The following is a 25,999-nucleotide window of genomic DNA, read 5'->3' on the forward strand; positions in this document are numbered from 1 at the left end:
CGGGCAGGAGCGGTGGTTGCGATCGGCGTCACCCTGCTGTTGATCACCGGCTGCGCTGGCGCCGACCCCCATTCATCCGCGAGCAAGGACCCCACGATGTCGCTTGAACAGTCACACCAGAACGTGATGGACATCTTCGCCGCCGTCAAGTCGGTGGTGGGTGAGGACGGATGGGACTCCGGGACGGCGTCGGGTTGGTTCAGCTGCTCGTCAAGCGGTGGGAAAAGTGCTCAGTTCAACCTCACCTCCATCCGGAAGCGGCCGCTGCCCCTCCAACCTGAGGAGATCACGTCGCGTGTTGCAGAGGCACTGCACACGAAGGTCGGCCTCCTCGGATTGCGAGTCCAACACGATGCGACCCTGACCCCGCGACGTACGGTGATCGGCTACCCGAATGGATACAACGGTGGCACGGCGGCGGACGGATTCGGGTTCGAATTCCAATCGGGCACTGACTTCGCAAGCATCATCGTGTACGGGCACTGCGTGCCAGGGGCACCACCGAAGTTCGGGACGCCCCTAAACCCACGTCCCACCGACCTGCCGTAAGGGAATTACTGAAGAGTCCCGCATTTGCGTACTCTGTGCTACTCGTCACTGCGATCAGGAAGCGGGCCCTTTCGATGACCCCGCCTCGGACCGACATAGGGTACCCGAATGGGTTCAACGGGAGAAACGCCGACGATGGCTTCGGCCTGCAACTCCACGCTGACCCGAACTACGCCGGAACGATCATCTACGGACACTGCGTGCCAGGGGCACCGCCCAAGTTCGGAACGCCGCTGAACCCGAAGTCGGCTGAACCCTCGTGAGGAGGCGTCACGGAGTGAGTCGGAGCGCTCGACACTGGGCCGTCATGGTCATCGGTCTCGGTATCGCGCCGTTCCTGTTCGTCGGCTGCGCCGACACAGGCAGCCGCGCGCCTTCGAGCCAGAGCACCTCGATGACGGTCGCCCAGTCACACCAGGACGTTCTACGTGTCTTCGCTGCCGTCCAGTCGGTCGTCGGAGCCGACGGGTGGGAGGACGAACAACCGGCTTGGGACAGCTGCGGAAGCGGCAGTGAGGACGCGGCCCAGTACACGTACTCGGCGACCCGCAAGCTGCCGCTCCCGGGGACGCCCGACGAGGTGACCAAGCGAGTCGCAGCAGCGCTCGCGAAGATCGACTACGCCGGTGCTCGGATGCAGCACGACGACACGCTCACCCCACCCAGGCCCGTGATCGGCTACCCGAACGGGTACAACGGCGGTACGGCAGCAGACGGATTCGGCGTCGCGTTCCAGGCGTACGACTCCTATGCTGACCTGTCGATCTACGGGCACTGCGTCCCCGGGAAGGCGCCCCGGTTCGGGACGCCCCTCAACCCCCGCCCCACCGACCTGCCCTAGGAAGACGCCCCGAGCCCGGAGGATGGGCTCCGTCGTCAGCCGGCGACGCTGTCCGTCAGGATCCCGGCCTGCGTGAACTCGGTGTGCAGCGCGTTCGCCGCCTGCTCGAACGCACGGTTGCCACGGGACACGCCCAGCGCGCCACCCTTGAGCGCTGCCTTGCCCGACCCGCGGATCAGGCGGGCCACGGTACGACCGTCAGCCGTCACCATCACCTGCACGTCCAGCCGCGTGTGGAAGGTCCGGTCGTTGGCGAGGCCCCCGATCAGGAGCGTCAGCCCCATGCTGCCGCGGGTCGCACGGAGCGCGCCCTGCTCGCCGTCCTCGACGGTGTAGCCCTCGCGGGCGAGCGCGTCCCGGACGCGGGCGCGGACGGACTCGGGGTCGGCTGCGATGAAGAAGTCGTGGCTCTCGGGCATGTGGTGGTGGTCCCCTCGGATGTCGCGTGGTCCTGCAGCGGGCCTGATCGTCCCGCCGGAGCGATCATGCCGTGTCCCGCGGCGTTTGGCGAGGCTTCCTCGACGGGGGTGTCGCGTACCCTGGAGGGGATGACTGCTTCGTTCACCCGCCGGTCCCTCCTGTCCCTCGCCGGCGTGACCGGCATCGGTCTCGCGGTCGCCGCGTGTGCGTCGAACAGTTCGAAGGGAACGCGGTCGGACGAGGCGACGAACCCGGCGTCCAACGGCGCAGTGGCCGGGCCCGGTTCCGCGAAGGCCGTCGCCCGTTCCCTGGCTCCGGCACAGGTGCCCCTCGCCGGGGGCATCACGATCACGGTCGCCGGCAGCGGGTTGGCTGCCGTTCGGGGCGTGACGGTCGGTGGCGTGCCAGCTCGTGACGTCCGGGCGACGGCGAGCAAGGTCACGTTCACGGCACCGCACCAGGCGATGTACACCGCGGGGAACGCCGACGTCGCGCTGTTCACCGCGGCGATCGCCCCGCGCCCGTCGGCGAACCAGTCCTCGGACGGCAACGGCAGCGCGGCGAACGACGGGCAGAGCGGGACGACGCAGGGCGACGCCGCCGCGTCAGCGACACCGACGGCGGCACCGGTGCCGGACGTCTCGGCAGCGGTTGCGACGACGACGCTCGCGTACGCCGCCCTCACGGCCGTCGACCGCCAGCTCGAGTACGCGATGCGGCACTGGAAGGACTACAACCTCGCCGAGTACGGCACCATGAACCCCATCGGCGGTGACTGTGCGAACTACGTCAGCCAGACCCTCGTCGCCCGGGGATGGCAGCAGCGCGACGACTGGTACAGCCACGACGAAGGCGAGGCGCACTCGGCGACCTGGACCTACTGCCCCGCGATGGACCCCTGGCTGACGTCGAACGCGGCCGAGTTCGGGCTGACCAAGCGGACGCTCGACGAACGGGACAAGGTCAAGGTCGGTGACATCGTGTTCTACGACTGGAACGACAACGACTCGCCCGACCACACCACCATCGTGTCCGAGGTCTTCACGGAGCCGGACGGCACCGTCCGCATCAAGTCGGCGAGCCACAACCAGGACGGCCCGTACCGTGACCTCGACGAGATGATCACCATCCAGCACCCGGGCGGCACGGCCTGGTTCCACACGTTCGACGCGTGACGGAGCCCGCCACCGGCTAGCCCCCGCGGGCTGGAGGACGCGCCGCTCAGGGATACCCGAGGAACCACAGCAGCACGATCGCGACCGGCTGCAGGCACACCCCGACGACCAACCAGGCCACCGCGCGCCGCCGCGTCCCGACGAACACGTCCGATCCGAGCAGCGGCGCCGCGGGCATGAGCAGCCGTGGCAGGCTCTGCTGCGGCAGGAACACCGCCACCAGGTACAGCGCGTACGACGCCGTGAACGCGAGCACGTCCACCCCGAGCGCCCGGACGTCGCGCCGGGTGGAGAACCACACACCCGCCGCCAGGACCACCACCACCAGCACGATCCCGAGCGGCCCGAGCCACGTCCCCGCCATCGTGAACCACGGCGTCAACGGCACGAAGTGCTGCCGTCCGACGAACCCGACCCACCACGACAGCTCCGTCTCCAGGTAGGCCCCGGGGTGGCCGGTCACCGCCGACGCGATGAGCGGCCAGGCCGTCCCCGCAGCGGCGACCACGAGCCCCGACACCACGATCGCCACCCGCTCCCGCCACGGGAACGGCTCACGTCGACGCACCAGCGCGACCGCCCGCACGATCAGGTGGACGGCCAGGGCCACCGCCAGGGCGAGGACGCCGGGCTTCGTGAAGGCCGCGACGAGCCCGAGCGGTGCCACCACCCAGTACCGACGCCGGACGAGCGCGAGCAGTGCCCCGAACAGCAGCAGCAGGAACAGGCTCTCGGCGTAGGCGACCTGCAGCAGGAACCCGGTCGGCCCGAACGCGAAGAGCGCCGTCGCCCACCGCGCTCGTCGCGAGCACCCGACGGCCAGCACGACGCGGTAGAGCGCGACACACGCGCCGGCGCCGGCCAGGGTCGCCACCAGGACACCCGCGATCCAGAAGGAACCGCCGACCACGGGCATCACCAGTCGGACGACGACGGGGAACACCGGCAGGAACGCCCAGGCGTTCGGGACCACGTGACCGGACCCGTCCACGGGGACGCGGGCTGGGTAGCCGTGCTCCGCGATGATCCGGTAGAACGACGCATCCCAGGAGCCCGAGAACGTGAAGAACGACGGATCCGACCGGTGCGACGCGAAGGGCGCGCCGGTCGCGGTGGCGACCAGGTAGACCGTCAGGAGGAGCGCCGTGCTCACGACACGGGAACCCAGCCACAGGAGCAGGGGAGCGGTCCACCTGCTGTGCCGTCCCTCCAGGCCGTTCCGCAGCACGCGTCGGACGCGTGTCGGCAGGTCAGGCCAGGAGGCCCGGGTCGTCTCCGCCACGTCGGTCACCGATCGATCCTCGCACGCACCGGCCACCGGCCCGCGTCCTCGGGACCGGCCGCCGCCGACTGGCGACGGGTCCCGAGGACGGGTGCCGGCGTCAGCGCCCGGTGACGGCCCGGCGGATCTGCTCGATCGGCACCTTCGGCGACCGGTCCGCGTTCAGCAGCCCGTTCGTCTCCTGCATCGTGTCCGTGAGCTGCGTGTAGCAGGAGCCCGCGAGGAACGCGCTCGCGCGGATCCCGTCGTACAGCGCGGTGATCCGGGTGATCCAGTCGTCCCCGTCCGTCGCGGTCGTGTAGCCCCAGGCATCGTCGCGCTGCGCTCCCGGCTGGTAGTTCACGCCGCCGAACTCGGTGAGCATCACCGGCTGGCCCCGGTCGACCGCGCCACCGACCAGGATCCGTCGGTCTGCGGGACCGACGCCCTCGACGAGCCGCGTCCGGGCCGCGTCGTCCGCGTAGGTCGCCGCGAGTCGGGGACCGTCACCCTCGTAGTCGTGGATCGTGATGATGTCGGAGTTCGTGTGCTCCCAGCCGTCGTTCGAGACCACCGGCCGGGTCGGGTCCAGGGCGCGCGTGACGTCGGCGAGGGACCTGGCGTACGCCTGCTGTGCGGGGTCCGTGCGGATGTGCTGCACGCCCCAGCTCTCGTTCGCCGGGACCCAGGTGACGATCGACGGGTGTGAGGCATCGCGCTCCACCGCCTCCATCCACTCGCGCATCAGTCGCTGCACCGCCCGCGACGAGAACGCGTACGCGCCCGGGGCTTCTCCCCAGACGAGGAGCCCGAGTCGGTCGGCCCAGTACAGGAACCGGGGGTCCTCGATCTTCTGGTGGTTGCGGGCCGCGGTGAAGCCGAGCTCCTTGATGAGCTCGACCTCGCGGCGGAGCGCCTCGCGGGACGGTGCGGCGAGGTGCGACTCGGGCCAGTACCCCTGGTTCAGGACACTGCGCACGTCGTATCGTCGCCCGTTCAGCAGGAAGGCGCCGCCGTCGATGCCCACCGTGCGGACGCCGAAGTACGACGCCACCGTGTCGACGGTCGCGCCGTCGGGGTCGATCAGGGTGACCGTGGCGTCCACCAGGTGCGGGGTCTCCGGCGACCAGTGCAGCTCGTCCTCGGCCTGGCCGTTCCCCTGACGCGCGATCGGCACGACGATCTCGAACTCGGAGGTCTCACCGGCGAGCGTCGTCTCGACCGTCGCCAGGTGCTCGTCCTGTTCCTCCCACCGTGCCTCGACCCGGAGCCGCGCCCCCGGTCGGCGCTCGCCGGAGAGCCGGACGGTCAGCCGCACGGTCTCGTGGTCCGTGTTGGTCCACCGCAGGGACTGGATCGCGGTCGTCGGCACGGCCTCGAGCCAGACGGTCTGCCAGATGCCGGTGGTGCGGCGGTACCAGATCGCGTGCGGTTCCTCGTGCCAGTCCTGCTTGCCACGGGGCTGCGTCACGTCGTGCGGGTCGTCCTCGGCGCGGACGACGAGCGAGTGCACGGCGTCCGGGTCCGTGCCGAGGGCAGCGGTGACGTCGAAGGCGAACGGCGTGTGGCCGCCCTCGTGCTCGCCGATGAACTGCCCGTCGATCCAGACACGGGCGCGGTGGTCGACGGCACCGAAGTGCAGGACGAGCCGCGGGTGCTCGCCGTCGAGTCCCGCTGCCGCGAGGTCGTCGCGGGTGATGGACCGCGCGTACCAGACCACGGGGTGGAAGCCCGGTTCGTCGATGCCCGACGCGGGCGACTCCGGCGGGAACGGCACGACGATGTCCCGGGCGTCCGGGAAGCCGGAGCGCCACGACTCGTCGTCGCCCTCGTTGCGGAAGGACCAGGTGCCGTCGAGGTCCGCCCACCGGGGCCGCAGCACCTGCGGGCGCGGGTACGTCCCGTCCTGACGGGATGCCAGCGGGAGGACGGAGGGAGGGGCAACGGTGCCGTCGAGCGTGCTCATGACTCCATGCTGGACCGATCGCTACATCGTTGTGAAGACCCGGCGTCGACGCGGCGCAGAGCAGTCCCGCGGGCTCGGTCAGCCGATCGCGGCGTCGCGCGTCAGCACCATGACGTCCATGCGCCCCTGCTGCACGACCTCGCCGTGCTGGTTCCGGAGCGCGACCCGGCGTTCGACGATGCCCGTCGTGCCGGAACTGGTCAGCCGCGTACCGAGGATCTCGACCTCGCAGGTCACCGTGTCCCCGATGAAGACCGGGGCGGTGAAGCGCCACTGGTCGATCCCGAGCAGCGCCACGGCGGAGCCCTCGAACACGCCGGTCCGCGCGATGAGCCCGAGGCAGAGCGAGGTGCCGAGCAGCCCGTGCACGACACGCTGGCCGTACCGGGTGCGTGCGGCGAACTCGACGTCGGTGTGGACCTGGTTGTTGTCGTTCGTCCACGAGGCGAAGGACATCACGTCGGCCTCGGTGATGGTGCGACCCGGGGTCGTGAAGGTCTGTCCGGCTGCGAGGTCCTCGAGGTAGTGCGCCACGCCCTCATCCTCCCAGACCGCGGGCCACAGAGACCCGCCACGGAGGACGCGCACGACCCCGGACACCACGGTGCGGGCGTCCCTGCGGGCTGGCCTCTGGTCGTTGCGGTCTGGGGAGGACTCGGCACGACGGCAGGCGCCACCGCGTAGGTTCCCCAGCATGAGCGACGCGGACACCGGAGCGGCACCCGACCAGGCGACACCCCAGCACGCGACGACCGGACAGGCGGTGCAGGACCAGACCGCGGACGGCCAGGTGTCGGACGCCGCCCTCGGTCCGTGGATGGCCGAGCAGCGCTGGTACACGGCGAAGGGGAGCACCCCTCGGCTCCGGACCATCGCCACCCCGGACGGCACCCGACTCGTGATCGACGACGCCGTGACCGGCCCGGTGCTCTACCAGGCCCCGGTCCTCCTGGGCGCGAGTGCGACGATCACCGGCGCGAGCCCGACGATCACCGACGCGACGACCGACACCGCGTGGGTGCAGGAGCTCGCGGCGCGGATCGACGACGCCCCGGACTCGCTGCGGCGCATCGGTCGGGTCACCGGCTCCCGCGTGCTCGGCGGCGAACAGTCGAACACCTCGATCATCTGCGACACCGAGTCCGGTGACCAGGTCATCGTGAAGGTCTTCCGCGTGCTCCACCACGGCGACAACCCCGACGTCACGACGCAGCTCGCCCTCTCGGGCGCGGGCAGCGCCCGCGTGCCCCTCGTGTACGGCGCGGTGCGCGGGACCTGGCCGGATCCCGGCCGACCCGACGGCGGCGCGACCGGCCACCTCGCCTTCGCGCAGGAGTTCCTGCCCGGGCTCGAGGACGCCTGGCGCGTGGCGCTCGGCGACGCCCGGGACGGCACGCGGTTCGAAGCCGATGCGGAACGACTGGGTGCTGCGCTCGCCGAGGTGCATCGGACGCTCGCCGAGGCCCTTCCCACGCAGCCGGCCGGCGAGGCCAGCCAGGCAGCCGCGATCGACACGATGCACCGGCGCCTGGACGCAGCGGCGGCGGAGGCCCCGGCGATCGCCGAGCACGTCGACGCCGTACGGGCCGTTTACGCCCGGGCAGCCGCGTCCGCGTGGCCAGCCCTCCAGCGCATCCACGGCGACCTGCACCTGGGGCAGGTCCTCGCCGCCCCGGAACCCCGCGGCTGGGTCTTCCTCGACTTCGAGGGCGAACCGCTCCGCCCCCTCGAGGAGCGCTCGCTCCCGGACGTCACCCTGCGCGACGTCGCCGGCATGCTCCGGTCGTTCGACTACGTGGCGGGTGCGCTGGCACACGACGCCGAACCGGTGGACGCTGCTGAGTGGGCACTCGGCGCCCGGGCGGCGTTCCTCGCGGGCTACCAGCGCGGAACGGGCACGGAGCTGCGGCGCCACCGGGAGCTCCTGGACGCCTTCGAGCTCGACAAGGCCGTCTACGAGGTCGTGTACGAGACGCGCAACCGGCCCGACTGGGTCGGTATCCCGCTCGCGGCGGTCGCGCGCCTGGTGGCGCGCGTCGCGTCCTGACCGGACCCCCATCAGACGGGAGGCCCGTGGCGACACCGCCACGGGCCTCCCGTCCGCCTGCGGCGACAGCCGCTAGTTGACCGGACCGGTGTACTTCTCACCGGGACCGGCACCCGGGGCGTCCTGGATGGACGAGGCCTCGCGGAAGGCGAGCTGCAGCGACCGCAAGCCGTCACGCAGTGGCCGAGCGTGGTGGTCGCCGATCTCGGTCGCGGCGGCGGTGACGAGACCTGCCAGCGCCGTGATGAGCTTCCGTGCCTCGTCGAGGTCGGTCTGCTCCTGCGGGTCGTCGGCCAGCCCGACCTTGACGGCAGCGGCGCTCAGCAGGTGCACGGCGACCGTGTTGATGAGCTCGACGGCCGGGACCTCCGCGATGTCACGCGCTTCCTCGGCTCCGGTGCGGTCGTCGAACACGGCGTCCGTGTAGGTGGCGTCGTTGGGCGGGGTGTCGGTCACGGTGCTCCTCTGCTAGACTCGACCACGGCAGATGCTGTCTGCGTGCCCGGACTCGTTCCGGTCACCACGTCAGCGTCACGAAAGAGGAGTCTCTCCCACCCGCGGCCGAGCTGCATCAGGCTACCGGGTCACCACCGCTCCACCGACAGTGCACTCCCGGGTGCTCGTCGGTAGGCCGGACCGCAGGGTCCGACGTCGGGCGGCTGCCGAACGGGTCCCGATCCGTTGCGTCAGATCTCCTCTCTCGTGCTGTCGTCCAGGGCAAACGCCCCGGACGGCCACCACCTGATTGAAGGAGCTCCGCATCACCGATCCCCGTACCAACGACCGCATCCGCGTCCCCGAGGTCCGACTCGTCGGTCCCCAGGGCGAGCAGGTCGGCGTTGTCCCCATCGCCGTCGCACTGCGCTTGGCGCAGGAAGCCGAGCTGGATCTGGTCGAGGTCGCGCCGAACTCGAAGCCGCCCGTGGCCAAGATCATGGACTACGGCAAGTTCAAGTACGAGGCCGCTCAGAAGGCCAAGGAAGCCCGTCGCAACCAGGTGAACACGGAACTCAAGGAGGTCCGTTTCCGCCTGAAGATCGACGTGCACGACTACGAGACGAAGCGCAAGCGCGCCGAGGGGTTCCTCCTCGGTGGCGACAAGGTGAAAGCGATGATCCTCTTCCGTGGTCGCGAGCAGTCGCGTCCGGAGCAGGGTGTCCGCCTCCTGCACAAGTTCGCCGAGGAGATCGCCGAGTTCGGTGTCGTCGAGTCGCGTCCGACCCAGGACGGCCGCAACATGACGATGATCATCGCCCCGCTCAAGAACAAGTCCGACGTCAAGGGCGAGCAGAACGCGAAGCGCGCTGCACAGAAGGCCGAGCGTCGTGCCAGCGAGCACGCCGCGAAGGGCGCCCCGGAAGGCGACGACGCGAGCCAGGACGCGGCCGCCGTCGAGTCCGAGGACACGGTGACCGCCGAGTCCCAGGACGCGGCCGGCGCTGAGTCCCAGGGCGCAGCAACCGCCGAATAGGCCCCACGACCGAATCCGCAACGACGCGGCTCCCCATCCATCCCACGGAAAGGCACCACCATGCCCAAGCAGAAGACCCACTCCGGGTCGAAGAAGCGTTTCAAGATCACCGGTTCCGGCAAGGTCATGAAGCAGCAGGCCGGTATGCGTCACAACCTCGAGGTCAAGTCCGCCAAGCGCAAGGCGCGGCTGAACACGGACCAGGTCCTCTCGAAGGCCGACGCGAAGAACGTCAAGAAGCTCCTCGGCCACTGAGTCGACCCGGAACGTAAAGGAACGAACTAATGGCAAGAGTCAAGAGAGCGGTCAACGCCGCCAAGAAGCGTCGGGTCATCCTCGAGCGCGCCGAGGGCTACCGCGGTCAGCGTTCGCGTCTGTACCGCAAGGCCAAGGAGCAGGTCACCCACTCCCTCGTCTACGCGTACCGCGACCGTCACGCGAAGAAGGGCGAGTTCCGTCGCCTGTGGATCCAGCGCATCAACGCTGCGTCCCGTGCGAACGGCCTGACCTACAACCGCCTCATCCAGGGTCTCGCCCTGGCCGGCGTCGAGGTCGACCGTCGCATCCTCGCGGACCTCGCGGTGAACAACCCCGAGACGTTCGCGGCCCTCGTCGCGACCGCGAAGAACGCCCTCCCGGCCGACACCTCGGCCCCGAAGGCCGCGTAGTCCGTTCGGTTCCCCCGAAGCCCCTGTCCCGATCGCGGGACAGGGGCTTCGTCGTTCCTGGACCGTCGTCGGTCGTGCGCTGCCGTCGTTCGTGCGCTGTCGTCGTTCCTAGACTGAGGGGGTGAGCGATCTCCTCGAGAACCCCAAGGCCGGCCGCGTCCGTGCCGTTGCCGCCCTCGCGAAGAAGGACGTCCGTGCCGACACGGGCCTGTTCCTGCTCGAGGGGCCGCAGGCGGTGCGCGAGGCGATCGAGTACCGGCCGGAGCTCCTCCGCGAGCTCTACGTCACGCCGACCGCTGCCGCGCGGTACGGGCTGGACGACGCGCCGGTGGACACGTGGTTCGTGACGGAGCAGGTGCTCGCCGTGATGGCCGACACCGTGACGCCGCAGGGCGTGGTCGCGGTCTGCCAGCAGTTCCCGACGTCGGTGAAGGACGTCTTCCCCGATGCGGGTCACGAGGACGCGCGCGCATCGGCCTCGGACGGCGGCCTGCCCGGGATCGTCGCCATCCTCGAAGAAGTGCGCGATCCGGGCAACGCGGGGACGATCATTCGGGCCGCCGACTCCGCCGGGGCGGACGCGGTCGTCCTGACCGGGCGGTCCGTCGACCCGTACAACCCGAAGGTCGTGCGGTCCACGACGGGGTCGCTGTTCCACGTGCCCGTGTCCGTCGGCGTGACGCTCGCGGATGCCGTGTCCCGCGCGAAGGCCCTCGGGTACACCGTGCTGGCGGCGGACGTGTCGGGTGACGACCTGCCCGACGTCCGCGCCGACGGCATGCTCGACGGTCCGACCGCATGGGTGTTCGGCAACGAGGCCCGTGGGCTGACCGCCGAGGACCTCGCGCTCGCCGACCGCGCCGTGAAGGTCCCGATCTACGGTCGAGCGGAGTCCATGAACCTCGCCACCGCTGCCTCGGTCTGCCTGTACGAGAGCGCGTTCGCGCAACGGACCGCTTCGTCCTCCACAAGCTCGAGCTGACGCCGCTTCTTCCCAGTCCGTCCGGTACAGGACGGCGGTATCCCACGGGCCGGTAGGCTTGGGCCTCGTGTCAGAACCTCTCGAGATCAGTGAATCGGCCGTCGCCGATGCCGTGGACCGGGCCCTCGCCGCGGTCCGCGCCACGACGACCGTCGCCGAGCTGAAGCAGGCCCGGACCGAGCACACCGGCGAGCAGTCCGCGCTGGCCCGCATGAACGCGTCGATGCGGAGCGTGCCGCCGGAGCAGAAGGCCGCTGCCGGCAAGCTGGTCGGACAGGCGCGCGGCCAGGTGAACGCCGCGATCACCGAGCACGAGTCGGTCCTCGCCGAGGCCGAAGAGCGCGCACGGCTCGACGCGGAACGGCTCGACGTCACGGCGCTGCCGTCGCCCCGGACGCCCGGTTCCCGCCACCCGCTGTCGCTCCTCAACGAGACCGTCGCCGACATCTTCGTGGGCATGGGGTGGGAAGTCGCGGAGGGGCCCGAGCTCGAGCACGAGTGGTTCAACTTCGACGCGCTGAACTTCGACCAGGACCACCCGGCGCGTGCCCTCGCGGACACCGTCTTCGTCGAACCGGTCGACCGGCACCTGGTCATGCGGACGCACACCTCCCCGGTGCAGGTGCGCTCCCTGCTGACCCGCGACCTCCCGCTCTACGTGATCGCTCCCGGCCGCGTCTACCGCGCCGACGAACTCGACGCCACCCACCTGCCGGTCTTCACCCAGGTCGAGGGCATCGCCATCGACAAGGGCCTCACGATGGCGCACCTCCGTGGCACGCTCGAGCACTTCGCGCGCCAGATGTTCGGCGACGAAGCGCAGATCCGTCTCCGTCCGAACTACTTCCCGTTCACCGAGCCCAGCGCCGAGATGGACGTCTGGCAGCCGAACGCCAAGGGCGGCGCGCGGTGGGTCGAGTGGGGCGGCTGCGGCATGGTCAACCCGAACGTCCTGCGCTCCGCGGGCATCGACCCCGACGAGTACCAGGGCTTCGCCTTCGGCATGGGCATCGAGCGGACGCTCCAGTTCCGCAACGGCCTGAACGACATGCGTGACTTCCTCGAGGGCGACCTCCGCTTCTCGCAGCAGTTCGGAACGGTGGTCTGATGCGCGTCCCCATCCGTTGGCTCGGCGAATCCGTCGACCTGCCCGACGACGTCTCCCTCGAGCACGTCCACGCGGCGCTCGTCTCGGTGGGCTTCGAGGAAGAAGACGTCCACACGTACGACCTCACCGGTCCGATCGTCGTGGGCCGGGTGCTCGAGCGTGTGCCGGAGCCGCAGAAGAACGGCAAGACCATCAACTGGTGCCAGGTGGACGTCGGCGAGCCCGAGCCCCGCGGCATCGTGTGCGGTGCGCACAACTTCGACGTCGGCGACCTCGTCGTGGTCACGTTGCCGGGAGCGGTGCTGCCCGGCCCGTTCCCGATCGCGGCCCGCAAGACCTACGGACACGTGTCCGACGGCATGATCGCGTCGGCGCGGGAACTCGGCCTCGGCGACGAGCACGACGGCATCCTGCGGTTCGCCGACCTCGGGATGGACCCGGAGGTCGGACAGGACGCCATCGCGCTCCTCGGCCTCGACGACGCCGCGGTCGAGATCAACGTCACGCCGGACCGCGGGTACGCGATGAGCCTGCGCGGGGTCGCCCGCGAGTACGCGCACGCCACCGGCGCGAGCTTCCACGACCCGGTCGACCGCGTCGCACCGCACGCGGCCGAGGGCTTCCCGGTCACGATCGACGACCGCTCGCCCGTCCGCGGCCGCGTCGGGGCGAGCACCTTCGTCACCCGTGTCGTGCGCGGCATCGACCCGACCCGCAAGACACCGGCTTGGATGGTGTCGCGCCTCGCCCTCGTCGGGGTCCGCTCCATCTCACTGCCGGTCGACATCACGAACTACGTCATGTTCGAGCTCGGCCAGCCGCTGCACGGGTACGACCTCGCGACGGTCCGCGGCGGCCTCGGCGTCCGTCGCGCCGCTGCCGGCGAGCGCCTGACGACGCTCGACGACGTGACCCGGACGCTCGACCCCGAAGACCTGGTCATCACGGACGACGACGGCCCGGTCGGGCTCGCCGGCGTGATGGGCGGCGCGCGCACAGAGATCTCGGACGCCACCACCGACGTGCTGATCGAGGCCGCAGGATTCGACCCGGTCTCGATCGCCCGGACCGCACGTCGACACAAGCTCCCGAGCGAGGCGTCCCGGCGGTTCGAGCGGGGCGTCGACCCGCTCGTGGCCGAGGCGGCGGCGAACCGCGCCGTCGAGCTGCTCGTCGAGCTCGCGGGCGGCACGGCCGACTCCCTGGGCTCGACCCTCGTGGACACCACGCCGCGCCCGGTCGTCACGATGCGCCGCACGCGGCCGTCCGAGCTCGTGGGCGTCGACTACTCCGACGCCGAGGTCATCGACACCCTGCGGGCGATCGGTGCCACGGTCGAGTCCTCCGGCGACCAGCTCGTGGTGACGCCGCCCTCGTGGCGGCCCGACCTCGACGACGACACCACCCTCATCGAGGAGATCGCGCGCGTCGTCGGCTACGACCGGATCCCGAGCGTCCTGCCGGTCGCTCCGCCCGGACGTGGCCTGACCGCCCACCAGCAGGCACGCAGGCGCGTGTCCGCGGCGCTCGCGGCGGACGGTCTGGTCGAGGTCGTCACGGCCCCGTTCGTCTCGCAGGCCGACCAGGCCGCCTTCCCCGGCATCGACGGGGACGGTGGCCCGAGCGTCGTGCTCGCGAACGCGCTCGACAGCGAACAGGACCTACTCCGCCGCAGCGGGCTGCCGGCGCTGGTCGACGTCGCGCGCAGGAACGTGTCCCGTGGCCTCGTGGACGTCGCCGTGTACGAGACGTCGCGGGTGTTCCTGCCCGTGGCGGGGGCGACGCTCGGCACGGACACCGTCCCGGCCGGAGCGATCCTGCCGGACCGCGCCACCCTGCAGGCGCTGGACGCGTCCCTGCCGGCGCAGCCCTTCCACGTGTCGGCGCTCCTGACGGGCAACCGCGTCGTCAAGCAGCCCGGCGTGCAGCCGGAGCCGTTCGGCGTCGCCGACGCCCTGGACGTCGCACGGGCGGTCGCCTGGGCCGTCGGTGTCGAGCTGACCGTCGCGCAGACGACCCACCCGTCGTTGCACCCCGGCCGCGCCGCGACGCTGCTCGTCGACGACACGGTCGTCGGGATCGCCGGCGAGCTGCTGCCGGAGCTGACGGAAGCGGCCGTGCTGCCCCGCGTGGTGGCTGTCGTCGAGCTCGACCTCGATGCCCTCGTGGCCGCCGCACCCGACCTCGTGTCCGTCGCGCCGATCGTGTCGTACCCGGCAGCCACGCAGGACCTGTCGCTCGTCGTCGGGGTGGACGTGCCGGCGGGCGACGTGCTGGCCGCCGTGCGCGATGGCGCCGGAGAGCTCTTGGAGTATGCTCGGCTCGTGGATGACTACCGGGGCACCGGCGTGGACGAGGGACAGAAGTCCCTGACGTTCGCGCTGCGGTTCCGTGCCACGGACCGCACCCTGACCGCTGCCGAGGCCTCTGAGGCCCGTGACGGCGCAGTCCGACGTGCCGGCGAGCGATTCGGGGCGACCCTGCGCGACTGATCCCCTTCGGATCAGCATCGCCCGGGGCCGCCGCCTCCGACTCTCTCGACGATCAGTCCGACCAAAGGTGGAATCCCATGTCCGTATCCGTCGCCGTGGCGGGAGCATCCGGCTACGCGGGTGGGGAGCTCCTGCGCGTGCTCTCGGCCCACCCCGAGTTCGACGTCAGGACGGTGACCGCGTTCTCGAACGCCGGACAGCCACTGATCGCGACGCAGCCGCACCTCCGCTCGCTGTCGCACCTGACCCTGGTCGAGACGACGGCGGAGAACCTGCGCGGGCACGACGTCGTCTTCCTGGCGCTGCCGCACGGACAGTCCGGCGCGATCGCGGACCAGCTCGGGGACGAAGCCCTCGTCGTCGACTGCGGGGCTGACCACCGGCTGACGGACCCCGCCGCGTGGCAGGCCTTCTACGGCGGCGAGTACCACGGTGCGTGGACCTACGGTCTCCCCGAGCTGCTGCACGCGGCCCCGACACCGGGGTCGGCGGACGAATGGCGGGACGTCGACGACATCATCGAGCAGGGGCGGCAGCGGTCGGTCCTCGCCGGGACGAAGCGCATCGCGGTCCCCGGATGCAACGTCACCGCGGTCACGCTCGGCATCCAGCCCGGCATCCAGGCCGGGCTCGTCGAGTCGGACGACCTCGTCGCCGTCCTCGCCGTGGGCCCGAGCGGTGCCGGCAAGAAGCTCGCGACGACGTACCTCGCGTCCGAGATCATGGGGTCCGCCAGCGCGTACGCCGTCGGGGGCACCCACCGCCACGTCCCGGAGATCCAGCAGAACCTGACCCTCGCCGGCGGTGCGGACGTCACGATCTCGTTCACGCCGGTGCTCGTGCCGATGTCCCGGGGCATCCTCGCGACGACGACGGCGAAGCTCGCGCCGGGGGTCAGCGCCCGTGACGTCCGGCTGGCCTGGGAGCAGGCCTACGCCGACGAACCCTTCGTGCACCTGCTGCCCGACGGCGAGTTCCCCCGTGTCGCGGACACGATCGGCGCGAACACCGCGCTCATCGGCATCGCCGTGGACGAGGCCGCCGGCCGCCTGGTCGCGGTGACCGCCCTCGACAACCTGGCGAAGGGCACCGCGGGCGCCGCGGTGCAGTCGACCAACATCGCCCTCGGGTTCCCCGAGACCCTGGGCCTCAGCGTGGACGGAGTCGCACCGTGACCGACGCAACCCAGACCGTGGACGCCGGGTCGTCCCTCCAGGGCGTGACCGCGGCAGCGGGATTCCGCGCAGCAGGCGTGACCGCCGGGCTGAAGCCGAGCGGTCGACCGGACGTGGCGCTCGTCGTCAACGACGGTCCCGATGCCGCCGTGGCGGCCGTCTTCACGAGCAACCGCGCGCAGGCGCACCCCGTCATCTGGTCGCGGCAGGCGGTCGGCGACGGCGTCGCACGGGCAGTCGTGCTGAACTCCGGAGGCGCGAACTGCTTCACGGGGCCGTTCGGGTTCCAGACGACGCACCTCACCGCCGAGGCCGTCGGCGCCGGGCTCGGCATCGGGGCGGGCGACGTCGTCGTGTGCTCCACGGGCCTGATCGGTGTCGGCGACCAGACGTTCCGCGACAACGTGCTGCGCGGTGTCGACCTGGCCGTCGCGGCGCTCGACGCCGACGGCGGCCCGGATGCCGCCACGGCGATCATGACCACCGACACGCGGGCGAAGCAGTCCGTCGTGACCGAGGACGGTTGGACCGTCGGCGGGATGGCGAAGGGCGCGGGCATGCTCGCACCCGGCCTCGCCACCATGCTCGTCGTCATCACGACGGACGCGGTGCAGACCTCCGACGAACTCGACCAGGCGCTCCGCGCGGCCACGCGGGTCACGTTCGACCGCGTGGACTCGGACGGCTGCATGTCCACCAACGACACGGTCGTCCTGCTCGCCTCCGGCGCGAGCGGGGTCACGCCCGAGGTCGGCGACTTCCAGGAGGCGCTCACCGCGGTGTGCGCGGACCTCGCCCGCCAGCTCCAACAGGACGCCGAAGGCGCCAGCCACGACATCGCGATCGAGGTCGTGAACGCGGCGACCGAGGACGACGCCGTCGCGGTCGGCCGGAGCGTCGCCCGCAACAACCTGTTCAAGGCGGCGGTCTTCGGCAACGACCCGAACTGGGGCCGTGTCCTCGCCGCCATCGGGACGACCGACGCCACCTTCGACCCGTACGCCGTCGACGTCAGCATGAACGGCGTCCGCGTCTGCCACGCGGGCGCTCCGGACCGGCCGAGCACCGAGGTCGACCTGACCCCGCGCGACACGCACGTGCTGATCGACCTCGGCGTCGGTCCGCACGTGGCGACGATCCTGACCAACGACCTCACGCACGACTACGTGCACGAGAACAGCGCGTACTCCAGCTGATGCCGAACGACATCCAGCACAGGGACCCGGTGACCGGGGAACTCCTGTCCAAACAGGAAGAGCACGAGCTCGCCGCGGTGAAGGCGGCGACGCTGATCGAGTCGCTGCCGTGGCTCAAGCGGTTCTCCGGCAAGGTCGTCGTCGTCAAGTTCGGCGGCAACGCCATGGTGAACGAGGACCTCAAGCGCGCGTTCGCCGAGGACATGGTCTACCTGCGGTACGCCGGCCTCCACCCCGTCGTGGTGCACGGCGGCGGCCCGCAGATCTCCGCGGCGTTGAAGGAGCAGGGCATCGAGTCCGAGTTCCGCGGCGGCTACCGCGTCACGACGACCGAGGCGATCACGGTGGTCCGCGACGTCCTGGCGGGCGAGGTCAACCGCGAGATCGTCGACCTCGTGAACGAGCACGGCGAGGGCCTCGCCGTCGGCGTGTTCGGTGACGGCGGGTCGCTCTTCACGGGCGAGAAGAAGGGCGTGGTCGTCGACGGGCAGGCGTACGACCTCGGGCACGTGGGCGACATCACGCACGTCGACCCGTCGGGCGTCCTCGCCGCGATCGAGGCCGGCCGCATCCCGGTCGTCTCGAGCATCGCGATCGACGACGCGCACCCCGACCAGGCGCTCAACGTGAACGCTGACGCGGCGGCCGGGGCCCTGGCGATCGCCCTCAAGGCGGCGAAGCTCATGATGCTCACCGATGTCCCCGGCCTCTACCGCAACTGGCCGGACCGCGATTCGATCGTGGACCTCATCGCCGTCGAGGAACTCCGGCAGCTCCTGCCGACGCTCGAGTCGGGGATGATCCCGAAGATGACGGCGTGCCTCGATGCCGTCGTCGGCGGAGTCGGGGGCGCCACGATCATCGACGGCCGGATCCCGCACTCGATCCTGCTCGAGGTCTTCACCCTGCGGGGTGCCGGCACCGAGGTGATCCCGGACCCGAGCCGACGCACCGAGAACCAGATGACCCACGCCGAGATCGGCCGACGCGTCGCAGCACCGACGACCACCACCGGCGCGCACGTGGCCGGGACGACCAGCACCGGCGCAGACCTGGCCGAGACGACCCAGAAGGGCAGCAACCGTGAGCACTGACACGCAGACCGAGACCTGGAACGACCGGTTCGGGGCGTCGCTCATGCGATCCCTGACCCCGCCGAAGATCATGCTCGAGCGCGGCGAGGGCTGCCGCGTGTGGGACGTCGACGGCAACGAGTACCTCGACTTCCTGGCCGGCATCGCGGTCAACTCCCTCGGGCACGCGCACCCGGCACTCGTCGCAGCGATCGCCGACCAGGCCGCGAAGCTCGTCCACGTGTCGAACTACTTCGCGACGCCGCCGCAGCTCGAGCTCGCCGAACGCCTGAAGCGCATCACGGGTGCCGGCGACGCGGGGCGCGTGTACTTCGGCAACTCCGGCGCCGAGGCGAACGAGGCCGCGTTCAAGCTCGCCCGCCTGAACCGCGGGGCCGACGGGAAGAAGACCCGGATCCTGGCGCTGAAGCAGGGCTTCCACGGCCGCACGATGGGTGCGCTCGCGCTCACCGGCAAGCCCGCCCTGCAGGAGGACTTCCTGCCGATGGTCCCGGGGGTCGAGCACATCGACTCGACGGTCGACGCGCTCGAGGCCGCCATCGACGACACGGTCGCGGCCCTGTTCATCGAGCCGATCAAGGGCGAAGCCGGCGTCGTCGACCTGCCCGAGGGCTTCCTGCTCGCGGCGCGTCGTCTGACCGAGGAACACGGTGCGCTGCTCGTGCTCGACGAGATCCAGACGGGCGTCGGACGCACGGGCAACTGGTTCGCGTTCCAGGGGCACGGGTTCGTGCCCGACGCGGTCACGGTCGCGAAGGGCATCGCCGGCGGGTTCCCGATCGGCGCCCTGGTGACCTTCGGCTGGGCGTCCGACCTGTTCTCCGCCGGACAGCACGGTTCCACGTTCGGCGGCAACCCGCTCGGCACCCGCGTGGCGAACGCGGTGCTCGAGGAGATCGAGCGTGCGGACCTCGTGCGCGGGGCCATCGCCAAGGGTGAGCGCATCCGGAGCACGGTCACGGCGCTCGGTTCGCCGCTGGTGGAGGAGGTCCGGGGGAGCGGCCTGCTCATCGGCATCGGCCTCACCCGACCGGTGGCCGCCGCGGTGAACGCCGCCGCACTCGAACGCGGTCTGATCATCAACGCCCCGAACGAGTCGAGCCTGCGCATCGCGCCGCCGCTCATCGTGTCCGACGCCGAGATCGACGCCTTCGCGGCGATCCTCGGCCAGAGCCTCGCGGCCGTCGCCGCACAGGAGACCGCCGCATGACCCGCCACTTCCTCCGGGACGACGACCTCAGCCAGGCCGAGCAGTCCGCCATCCTCGATCTCGCGGTCCAGATGAAGGCCGATCGATGGGGCGCGAAACCGCTCGCCGGCCCGCAGAGCGTCGCGGTCATCTTCGACAAGTCGTCCACCCGGACGCGGGTGTCCTTCCACGTCGGCATCTCCGACCTGGGCGGCAGCCCGCTCATCATCTCGACGGCCAACAGCCAGCTCGGCGGCAAGGAGACCCCGACGGACACGGCTCGTGTGCTGGAGCGACTCGTGTCGGCGATCGTCTGGCGGACCTACGGGCAGGCAGGCCTCGAGCAGATGGCCGAGGGCACGCGGGTGCCCGTCGTGAACGCCCTGTCCGACGACTTCCACCCGTGCCAGCTGCTCGCCGACCTGCTCACGATCCGTGAACACCGCGGCACCCTGGCGGGCCAGACGGTCGCCTTCATCGGTGACGGGGCGAGCAACATGGCGCAGTCGTACCTGCTCGCCGGGGCGACGGCGGGGATGCACGTGCGCGTGGCCGCCCCCGCGGAGTTCTCGCCGACTCCGCAGGTCGTCACGGACGCCGAGCACCGTGCTGCCGAGACCGGCGGCTCCGTCCTCGTGGTCACCGACCCGGTCGCCGCCGTCGCCGGCGCGGACGTCGTCGTGACCGACACCTGGGTGTCGATGGGCAAGGAAGACGAGAAGCAGGCGCGACTCGACACCTTCAACGGCTACCGCGTCGACGATGCGCTCATGGCGCACGCCGCCGCCGACGCCGTGTTCATGCACTGCCTGCCCGCGGACCGCGGCTACGAAGTGACGGCCGAGGTCATCGACGGCCCGCGCAGCATCATCTGGGACGAGGCGGAGAACCGTCTCCACGCCCAGAAGGCCCTGCTGGCCTGGCTCCTCGCCGCCAACGCGACCGGCGCGACCCCGGCAACCGGGTCCACCGGCGCAGCCGGCGCGACCCCGGCGACCGGGTCCACCGGCGCAGCCGGCGCCTCCACGAACTGACCACCAACCACCCCACCCCGAGGAGAACACCCATGGCAGACCGCGTCGTACTGGCGTACTCCGGAGGTCTCGACACCTCCGTCGGCATCGGCTGGCTGAAGGACGCCACCGGGAAGGACGTCGTCGCGCTCGCGGTCGACGTCGGCCAGGGCGGCGAGGACATGGAGGCCATCCGCCAGCGCGCGCTCGACTGCGGCGCGGTGGAGTCCATCGTCGTCGACGCCAAGGACGAGTTCGCCGACGACTACCTGGTGCCGGCGCTCAAGGCCAACGCGCTCTACCAGAAGCGTTACCCGCTGGTCTCCGCGCTGAGCCGCCCGCTCATCGCGAAGCACCTCGCCCTCACCGCGAAGCAGCTCGGCGCCGACAGCGTCGCGCACGGCTGCACGGGCAAGGGCAACGACCAGGTCCGGTTCGAGGCCGCGGTCGCCGCGATCGCCCCGGACCTGACGAGCGTCGCCCCGGTCCGCGACCTCGCGCTCACCCGCGACAAGGCGATCGTCTACGCGAACGAGCACAACCTGCCGATCCAGCAGTCGAAGAAGTCGCCGTACTCGATCGACCAGAACGTCTGGGGTCGTGCGGTGGAGACCGGGTTCCTCGAGGACCCGTGGAACCCGCCGATCGAGGACCTCTACGCCTACACGCAGGACCCCACGATCCCGCGCGACGCCGACGAGGTCACGATCACGTTCGAGCAGGGCGTCCCGGTCGCGATCGACGGCCAGCGGTTCAGCGTGCTCCGCATCGTGCAGGAGCTCAACGCCCTCGCCGGCAAGCACGGCGTGGGTCGCATCGACGTGGTCGAGGACCGTCTCGTCGGCATCAAGTCCCGCGAGGTCTACGAGGCCCCGGCCGCGATGGCCCTCATCGCCGCGCACGAGGAGCTCGAGAGCCTGACCCTCGAGCGTGACGTCAACCGCTACAAGCGCGGCGTCGAGTCCGAGTGGGCCGACCTGGTCTACGACGGCCTCTGGTTCGGCGGCCTCAAGCGCAGCCTGGACGCCTTCATCGACCACACCCAGCAGCACGTGTCGGGCGACATCCGGCTGCAGCTGCACGGTGGTCGTGCGACCGTGACGGGCCGTCGCTCGGAGCAGAGCCTCTACGACTTCGACCTCGCCACGTACGACACGGGTGACACGTTCGACCAGTCGCTGTCGAAGGGCTTCATCGAGATCTGGTCGCTGCCCAGCAAGATCTCGGCGCGCCGCGACCTCGCGAACTGACCCGACGCGGACGGCGGGGCCCCACCCCGCCGTCCGCTCCGCACGCGCCGCCGCTCGCGGTCTGCGCGTGCGCGACCCGGACGGGAGGCGCTCCCCGCGTCCGTCCCGCCGCCCCCGATCAGCGGGTGCCCACCTCGGCATCCCACCACCGACACGACGCAGGACGACATGACGGACGCAACCGGGGCCTCCAGGCCGGAGACCGCATCGACCAAGGCCGACGGCACCAACCAGGGCGCGCTCTGGGGCGCCCGCTTCGCCGACGGCCCGAGCCCCGAACTGGCCGCGCTGTCCCGCTCCACGCAGTTCGACTGGCAGCTCGCGCCGTACGACCTCGCCGGGTCCCGTGCCCACGCCCGGGCACTGCAGACCGCCGGGTACCTGACCGAGGACGAGCTCGAGCGGATGCTCGCCGGGCTCGATCGCCTCGACGCCGCGCACGCCGACGGTTCCCTGCTGCCCGACGACGGCGACGAGGACGTCCACGGCGCCCTCGAGCGCCTGCTCATCGCCGACCTCGGCCCCGAGCTGGGCGGCAAGCTCCGCGCGGGACGCAGCCGCAACGACCAGATCGCCACCCTCGGCCGCATGCACATGCTCGACCACGGTCGTCGCATCGGGCACCTGGTGATCGACCTCGTGGACGCGCTGAGCCAGCAGGCGAGCGAGCACCCCGCGGCGATCATGCCGGGCCGCACCCACCTGCAGCACGCGCAGCCGGTGCTCCTCGCGCACCACCTCCTGGCCCACGCGTGGCCCCTGGTCCGCGACCTGGAGCGCCTCCGCGACTGGGCCGGCCGCGCGAGCGTCAGCCCGTACGGTGCCGGAGCCCTCGCCGGCAGCTCCCTCGGTCTCGACCCGGCCGCCATCGCCCGCGAACTCGGTTTCGACCGGCCGTCCGAGAACTCGATCGACGCCACCGCGGCCCGCGACGTCGTAGCGGAGTTCGCGTTCGTGCTCGCGCAGATCGGCATCGACGTGTCGCGTCTGGCCGAGGAGATCATCCTCTGGAACACCAGGGAGTTCGGGTTCGTCCGGCTGCACGACGCCTTCTCGACCGGGTCGAGCATCATGCCGCAGAAGAAGAACCCGGACATCGCGGAACTCGCGCGCGGCAAGTCCGGGCGCTTGATCGGCAACCTGACCGGGCTGCTCGCGACGCTGAAGGGCCTGCCCCTGGCGTACAACCGCGACCTGCAAGAGGACAAGGAACCCGTCTTCGACTCGGTCGCGCAGCTCGAGGTCCTGCTCCCCGCGTTCACCGGGATGGTCGCGACCCTGACGTTCGACACCGAACGGATGGCCGAACTGGCGCCGCAGGGGTTCTCGCTGGCGACCGACGTCGCCGAGTGGCTCGTGCGTCGGGGTGTCCCCTTCCGTGACGCGCACGAGGTGTCCGGGGCCCTCGTCCGCTCCTGCGAGGAACGCGGCATCGACCTCGACGACCCGACCGACGACGAGTACCGGTCGGTGTCCGAGCACCTCACGCCGGAGGTCCGCACCGTGCTCACGATCGAGGGCAGCGTCGCGTCCCGTGCAGGTGTCGGAGGGACGGCTCCGGACCGCGTCACCGAGCAGCTCGCATCCCTGACCCGTCGCGTGCGCGACCTGGCCGAGGGCGTCCCCTTCACCCGATGACCACGTCCGACGTCGTCCGCGCGCTCCTCACGGAGCCGGCGCCGGTCGCCGCGCCCGCCCTGCTCGGCGCGACGATCACGGGCAAGGGCGTGACGCTCCGGATCACGGAGGTCGAGGCCTACTTCGGCCCGACCGACCCCGGATCGCACGGACACCGGGGTCCGACCCCGCGGAACCACCACCTGTTCGGCCCGCCGGGCACCCTGTACGCGTACCGCTCGTACGGCATCCACACGTGCGTCAACGTGGTGAGCGCTCCCGACGGCACGTCATCCGGGTCCCTGCTCCGCGCGGCCGAGGTGGTCGACGGACGGGACGTGGCTCGGTCCCGCCGCGGCCCGTCGGTCGCGGACGTCGCGCTGGCGCGTGGCCCGGGGAACCTCGGGGTCGCGCTGGGCGCGGTCCTCGGCACGGACGACGGCACGTCGCTGCTCGACGGCTCGGGACCGTACGTGCTCACGCTGGCACCCGGCCTGGAGGCGCGGCTCACCGCCGACGGTCCGGCTCACGTGGTCGACGAGCTCCTGTCCGAGACCCTGCCCGCGCAGGGCAGGCCGACCGGTTCCGGTCCCGGCGGCACCACGGTGCCGCGGATCTCCCGGGGGCCGCGCACCGGTGTCGCCGGGATCGCTGGCGGCGGGGGCTTCCCGTGGCGGTTCTGGCTGACCGGTGACCCGACCGTGTCCGCGTACCGGCGGCACAAGAAGGCGGTGGGCTGACCGCCCCGACCGCACCGTGCCTCCCGGCCGGCGCCCGGCGCTACGATGGCGAGGTGTCCAGTGATACCGCGAACGACGTCCTGACGCGCCAGCAGAACGACCCCACCTTCGCCTCGGTGTGGGACGAACTGCGCTGGCGTGACCTGGTGCAGGTCTCGACCGATGAGACCGCACTGCAAGAGGCCCTCGACGGCGCGCCCATCACGTACTACTGCGGGTTCGACCCGACGGCACCGTCGCTGCACTGCGGCAACCTGCTCCAACTCCTGACCATGCGGCGCATCCAGTTGGCCGGGCACAAGCCGTTGGCGCTGGTGGGCGGGTCGACCGGCCTCATCGGTGACCCGCGTCCGACCGCCGAACGCACCCTGAACACCCGCGAGACCGTCGCCGAGTGGGTGGCGCGGCTCCAGGAGCAGGTGTCCCGGTTCCTGAGTCCCGACGGCGACAACGGCGTGCGGCTCGTGAACAACCTGGACTGGACGGAGCCGCTGTCCGCCATCGACTTCCTCCGGGACATCGGGAAGTACTTCCGCGTCAACTCGATGCTGAAGAAGGACGCCGTGGCGGCGCGGCTGAACTCGGACGCGGGGATCAGCTACACGGAGTTCAGCTACCAGATCCTGCAGGGGCTGGACTACCGGGAGCTCTTCCGGCAGTACGGGTGCACGCTGCAGACCGGTGGCTCCGACCAGTGGGGCAACCTGACCTCGGGGACGGAACTCATCCGTCGTGCCGAGGGTGCGACCGTGCACGCGCTCGGGACGCCGCTGATCACGAACTCGGACGGCACGAAGTTCGGCAAGAGCGAGGGCAACGCGATCTGGCTCGACCCGGACATGACGTCGCCGTACGCGTTCTACCAGTTCTGGCTCAACACGTCCGACGCCGACGTGATCCCGCGGCTCCGGCAGTTCACGTTCCTGTCCCGCGCCGAGGTCGAGCGGCTGGAACAGGTGGTGGCGGAGGAACCGTTCCGACGTGAGGCACAGCGGACCCTCGCGTTCGAGGTGACGTCGATCGTGCACGGGGTCGCGGCGACCCAGGCGGCGATCGATGCCGCGGCGGCGCTGTTCGGCAACGGTGACCTCGGTGCGCTGGATGCGGAGACGTTGCGGGCGGCAATCGGCGAACTCCCCGGGTCGGTCTCGCTCGAGCCGGACGCCGACCTCGCCCGCGCGCTCGTCGAGTCCGAGCTGGTGAAGTCCCTCGGTGAGGCCCGCCGCGCGATCGACCAGGGCGGCGTCTACGTGAACAACACCCGCGCCGAGGATGCCGGCGCCCGGCTGGCCGACCTTGCGCTGCCCGGAGGTGTGCTCGTGCTCCGCCGCGGCAAGAAGACCCTCGCCGGCGTGACGCTGCGCTGATCTCGATCGTCCGCGATGCCCGGTCCCCCGTGGGGGACCGGGCATCGTCGTGTTCCGCGGAGACGTGTTGCAGAACGCGACACGCCCGGGATCTGGCAGGTCTTGGCGCACCCGCGAAACCCTGCGTATAGTTTCCTCTCGTCACCCCAAAGGTGCGGCGGAGCGGCTGGAGCGAAAGCCCAGAGCACGCCGGCCCTCAAGTGGGACCATCCTCCACTGGAGTTCAGATCTGGCCTTGCGCTGGATCGCTTTGACGCCTAGGATGACTACTCCACCGGTTCTCTCCCACGGGATGAGCCACAGGGTCCTCGGATCCGACGCAGGCCTCGCGGCCTGACTGGTGAACAAGAACGAATGCCTCTCTGGCGGAACCTCTTT

At 71.0% G+C, this 25,999-nt stretch carries 24 protein-coding genes; 19 read left to right on the forward strand and 5 right to left on the reverse strand.

All coding sequences use genetic code 11. The features are described from left to right. The first annotated feature begins 12 nt into the window (after positions 1 to 12). Together J7E22_RS16110 and J7E22_RS16115 are read left to right on the forward strand one after the other, a co-directional pair. Positions 13 to 549 (forward strand): hypothetical protein, encoded by a 537-nt coding sequence (locus J7E22_RS16110; RefSeq protein WP_308159284.1) that lies wholly within the window; start codon positions 13 to 15, stop codon positions 547 to 549. A 307-nt stretch (positions 550 to 856) separates the two neighbouring features. Continuing rightward, the gene (locus tag J7E22_RS16115; protein ID WP_251009274.1) at positions 857 to 1,390 is read left to right on the forward strand and encodes a hypothetical protein; all 534 of its coding nucleotides are present in this window, start codon (positions 857 to 859) and stop codon (positions 1,388 to 1,390) included. A 35-nt stretch (positions 1,391 to 1,425) separates the two neighbouring features. Here the strand turns inward: J7E22_RS16115 and J7E22_RS16120 are convergent, their stop codons facing one another. Next, positions 1,426 to 1,809: a hypothetical protein gene (locus tag J7E22_RS16120; RefSeq protein ID WP_214982854.1), complete on the reverse strand. Its 384-nt coding sequence runs from the start codon at positions 1,807 to 1,809 to the stop codon at positions 1,426 to 1,428. A 129-nt stretch (positions 1,810 to 1,938) separates the two neighbouring features. Here J7E22_RS16120 and J7E22_RS16125 point away from each other — a divergent pair, with 129 nt between their 5' ends. Beyond that, on the forward strand, positions 1,939 to 2,985 hold the full coding sequence (locus J7E22_RS16125; protein ID WP_214982855.1) for an amidase domain-containing protein: 1,047 nt from the start codon (positions 1,939 to 1,941) through the stop codon (positions 2,983 to 2,985). A gap of 46 nt (positions 2,986 to 3,031) precedes the next feature. On the opposite strand, the gene J7E22_RS16130 is transcribed toward J7E22_RS16125, so the two are convergent. The 3 genes from J7E22_RS16130 to J7E22_RS18045 form a co-directional block, all read right to left on the reverse strand. Beyond that, positions 3,032 to 4,276: a mannosyltransferase family protein gene (locus tag J7E22_RS16130; RefSeq protein WP_214982856.1), complete on the reverse strand. Its 1,245-nt coding sequence runs from the start codon at positions 4,274 to 4,276 to the stop codon at positions 3,032 to 3,034. A 91-nt stretch (positions 4,277 to 4,367) separates the two neighbouring features. Then, on the reverse strand, positions 4,368 to 6,212 hold the full coding sequence (locus tag J7E22_RS16135; RefSeq protein ID WP_214982857.1) for a glycoside hydrolase family 2 TIM barrel-domain containing protein: 1,845 nt from the start codon (positions 6,210 to 6,212) through the stop codon (positions 4,368 to 4,370). Positions 6,213 to 6,290: 78 nt separating this feature from the next. Continuing rightward, positions 6,291 to 6,746, reverse strand: coding sequence for a MaoC/PaaZ C-terminal domain-containing protein (locus J7E22_RS18045; protein WP_308159285.1), 456 nt, complete (start codon positions 6,744 to 6,746; stop codon positions 6,291 to 6,293). Between the two features lie 160 nt (positions 6,747 to 6,906). On the opposite strand from J7E22_RS18045, the gene J7E22_RS16145 reads away from it, so the two are divergent. Beyond that, a complete protein-coding gene (locus J7E22_RS16145; RefSeq protein WP_214982859.1) occupies positions 6,907 to 8,259 on the forward strand; it encodes a phosphotransferase in 1,353 nt (450 codons plus the stop codon). 72 nt (positions 8,260 to 8,331) lie between these two features. On the opposite strand, the gene J7E22_RS16150 is transcribed toward J7E22_RS16145, so the two are convergent. After that, complete coding sequence (locus J7E22_RS16150) at positions 8,332 to 8,673, reverse strand: DUF1844 domain-containing protein (protein ID WP_214982878.1); 342 nt, start codon at positions 8,671 to 8,673, stop codon at positions 8,332 to 8,334. 331 nt (positions 8,674 to 9,004) lie between these two features. Here J7E22_RS16150 and infC point away from each other — a divergent pair, with 331 nt between their 5' ends. The 15 genes from infC to tyrS all read left to right on the forward strand — a co-directional run bounded on the left by infC (position 9,005) and on the right by tyrS (position 25,621). Further along, entirely contained in the window at positions 9,005 to 9,730 is a 726-nt protein-coding gene (infC, locus tag J7E22_RS16155) for a translation initiation factor IF-3 (protein ID WP_214982860.1), read from the forward strand. Between the two features lie 60 nt (positions 9,731 to 9,790). After that, positions 9,791 to 9,985: a 50S ribosomal protein L35 gene (gene rpmI / locus J7E22_RS16160; RefSeq protein ID WP_214982861.1), complete on the forward strand. Its 195-nt coding sequence runs from the start codon at positions 9,791 to 9,793 to the stop codon at positions 9,983 to 9,985. A 29-nt stretch (positions 9,986 to 10,014) separates the two neighbouring features. Beyond that, positions 10,015 to 10,398, forward strand: coding sequence for a 50S ribosomal protein L20 (rplT, locus tag J7E22_RS16165; protein WP_214982862.1), 384 nt, complete (start codon positions 10,015 to 10,017; stop codon positions 10,396 to 10,398). Between the two features lie 121 nt (positions 10,399 to 10,519). Further along, positions 10,520 to 11,380, forward strand: coding sequence for an RNA methyltransferase (locus tag J7E22_RS16170; protein ID WP_214982863.1), 861 nt, complete (start codon positions 10,520 to 10,522; stop codon positions 11,378 to 11,380). A gap of 67 nt (positions 11,381 to 11,447) precedes the next feature. Beyond that, positions 11,448 to 12,488, forward strand: coding sequence for a phenylalanine--tRNA ligase subunit alpha (gene pheS / locus J7E22_RS16175; RefSeq protein ID WP_214982864.1), 1,041 nt, complete (start codon positions 11,448 to 11,450; stop codon positions 12,486 to 12,488). Next, entirely contained in the window at positions 12,488 to 14,980 is a 2,493-nt protein-coding gene (gene pheT, locus J7E22_RS16180; RefSeq protein ID WP_214982865.1) for a phenylalanine--tRNA ligase subunit beta, read from the forward strand. The genes pheS and pheT overlap by 1 nt, the downstream gene beginning before the upstream one ends. A gap of 77 nt (positions 14,981 to 15,057) precedes the next feature. Beyond that, entirely contained in the window at positions 15,058 to 16,155 is a 1,098-nt protein-coding gene (locus J7E22_RS16185; protein WP_214982866.1) for an N-acetyl-gamma-glutamyl-phosphate reductase, read from the forward strand. Then, positions 16,152 to 17,351: a bifunctional glutamate N-acetyltransferase/amino-acid acetyltransferase ArgJ gene (gene argJ, locus J7E22_RS16190; protein ID WP_308159286.1), complete on the forward strand. Its 1,200-nt coding sequence runs from the start codon at positions 16,152 to 16,154 to the stop codon at positions 17,349 to 17,351. Before J7E22_RS16185 ends, argJ begins: the two co-directional genes overlap by 4 nt. Continuing rightward, a complete protein-coding gene (gene argB, locus J7E22_RS16195; protein WP_214982867.1) occupies positions 17,351 to 18,445 on the forward strand; it encodes an acetylglutamate kinase in 1,095 nt (364 codons plus the stop codon). The genes argJ and argB overlap by 1 nt, the downstream gene beginning before the upstream one ends. A 43-nt stretch (positions 18,446 to 18,488) precedes the next feature. After that, positions 18,489 to 19,655 carry an acetylornithine transaminase gene (locus tag J7E22_RS16200; protein ID WP_251009293.1) on the forward strand — a complete coding sequence of 389 codons (1,167 nt, stop codon included), beginning with the start codon at positions 18,489 to 18,491 and terminating at the stop codon, positions 19,653 to 19,655. Further along, on the forward strand, positions 19,652 to 20,668 hold the full coding sequence (argF, locus tag J7E22_RS16205) for an ornithine carbamoyltransferase (RefSeq protein ID WP_251009276.1): 1,017 nt from the start codon (positions 19,652 to 19,654) through the stop codon (positions 20,666 to 20,668). The genes J7E22_RS16200 and argF overlap by 4 nt, the downstream gene beginning before the upstream one ends. 32 nt (positions 20,669 to 20,700) lie before the next feature. Beyond that, positions 20,701 to 21,897: an argininosuccinate synthase gene (locus tag J7E22_RS16210; protein WP_214982869.1), complete on the forward strand. Its 1,197-nt coding sequence runs from the start codon at positions 20,701 to 20,703 to the stop codon at positions 21,895 to 21,897. Between the two features lie 168 nt (positions 21,898 to 22,065). After that, positions 22,066 to 23,535, forward strand: coding sequence for an argininosuccinate lyase (gene argH, locus J7E22_RS16215; RefSeq protein ID WP_214982870.1), 1,470 nt, complete (start codon positions 22,066 to 22,068; stop codon positions 23,533 to 23,535). Continuing rightward, complete coding sequence (locus J7E22_RS16220) at positions 23,532 to 24,254, forward strand: DNA-3-methyladenine glycosylase (RefSeq protein WP_214982871.1); 723 nt, start codon at positions 23,532 to 23,534, stop codon at positions 24,252 to 24,254. The genes argH and J7E22_RS16220 overlap by 4 nt, the downstream gene beginning before the upstream one ends. A 53-nt stretch (positions 24,255 to 24,307) precedes the next feature. Continuing rightward, positions 24,308 to 25,621, forward strand: a complete 1,314-nt coding sequence (gene tyrS / locus J7E22_RS16225; RefSeq protein ID WP_308159287.1) for a tyrosine--tRNA ligase — start codon at positions 24,308 to 24,310, stop codon at positions 25,619 to 25,621. Positions 25,622 to 25,999 lie beyond the last annotated feature (378 nt).

Source organism: Curtobacterium sp. ISL-83, from assembly GCF_018613895.1.
Lineage (GTDB): Bacteria > Actinomycetota > Actinomycetes > Actinomycetales > Microbacteriaceae > Curtobacterium.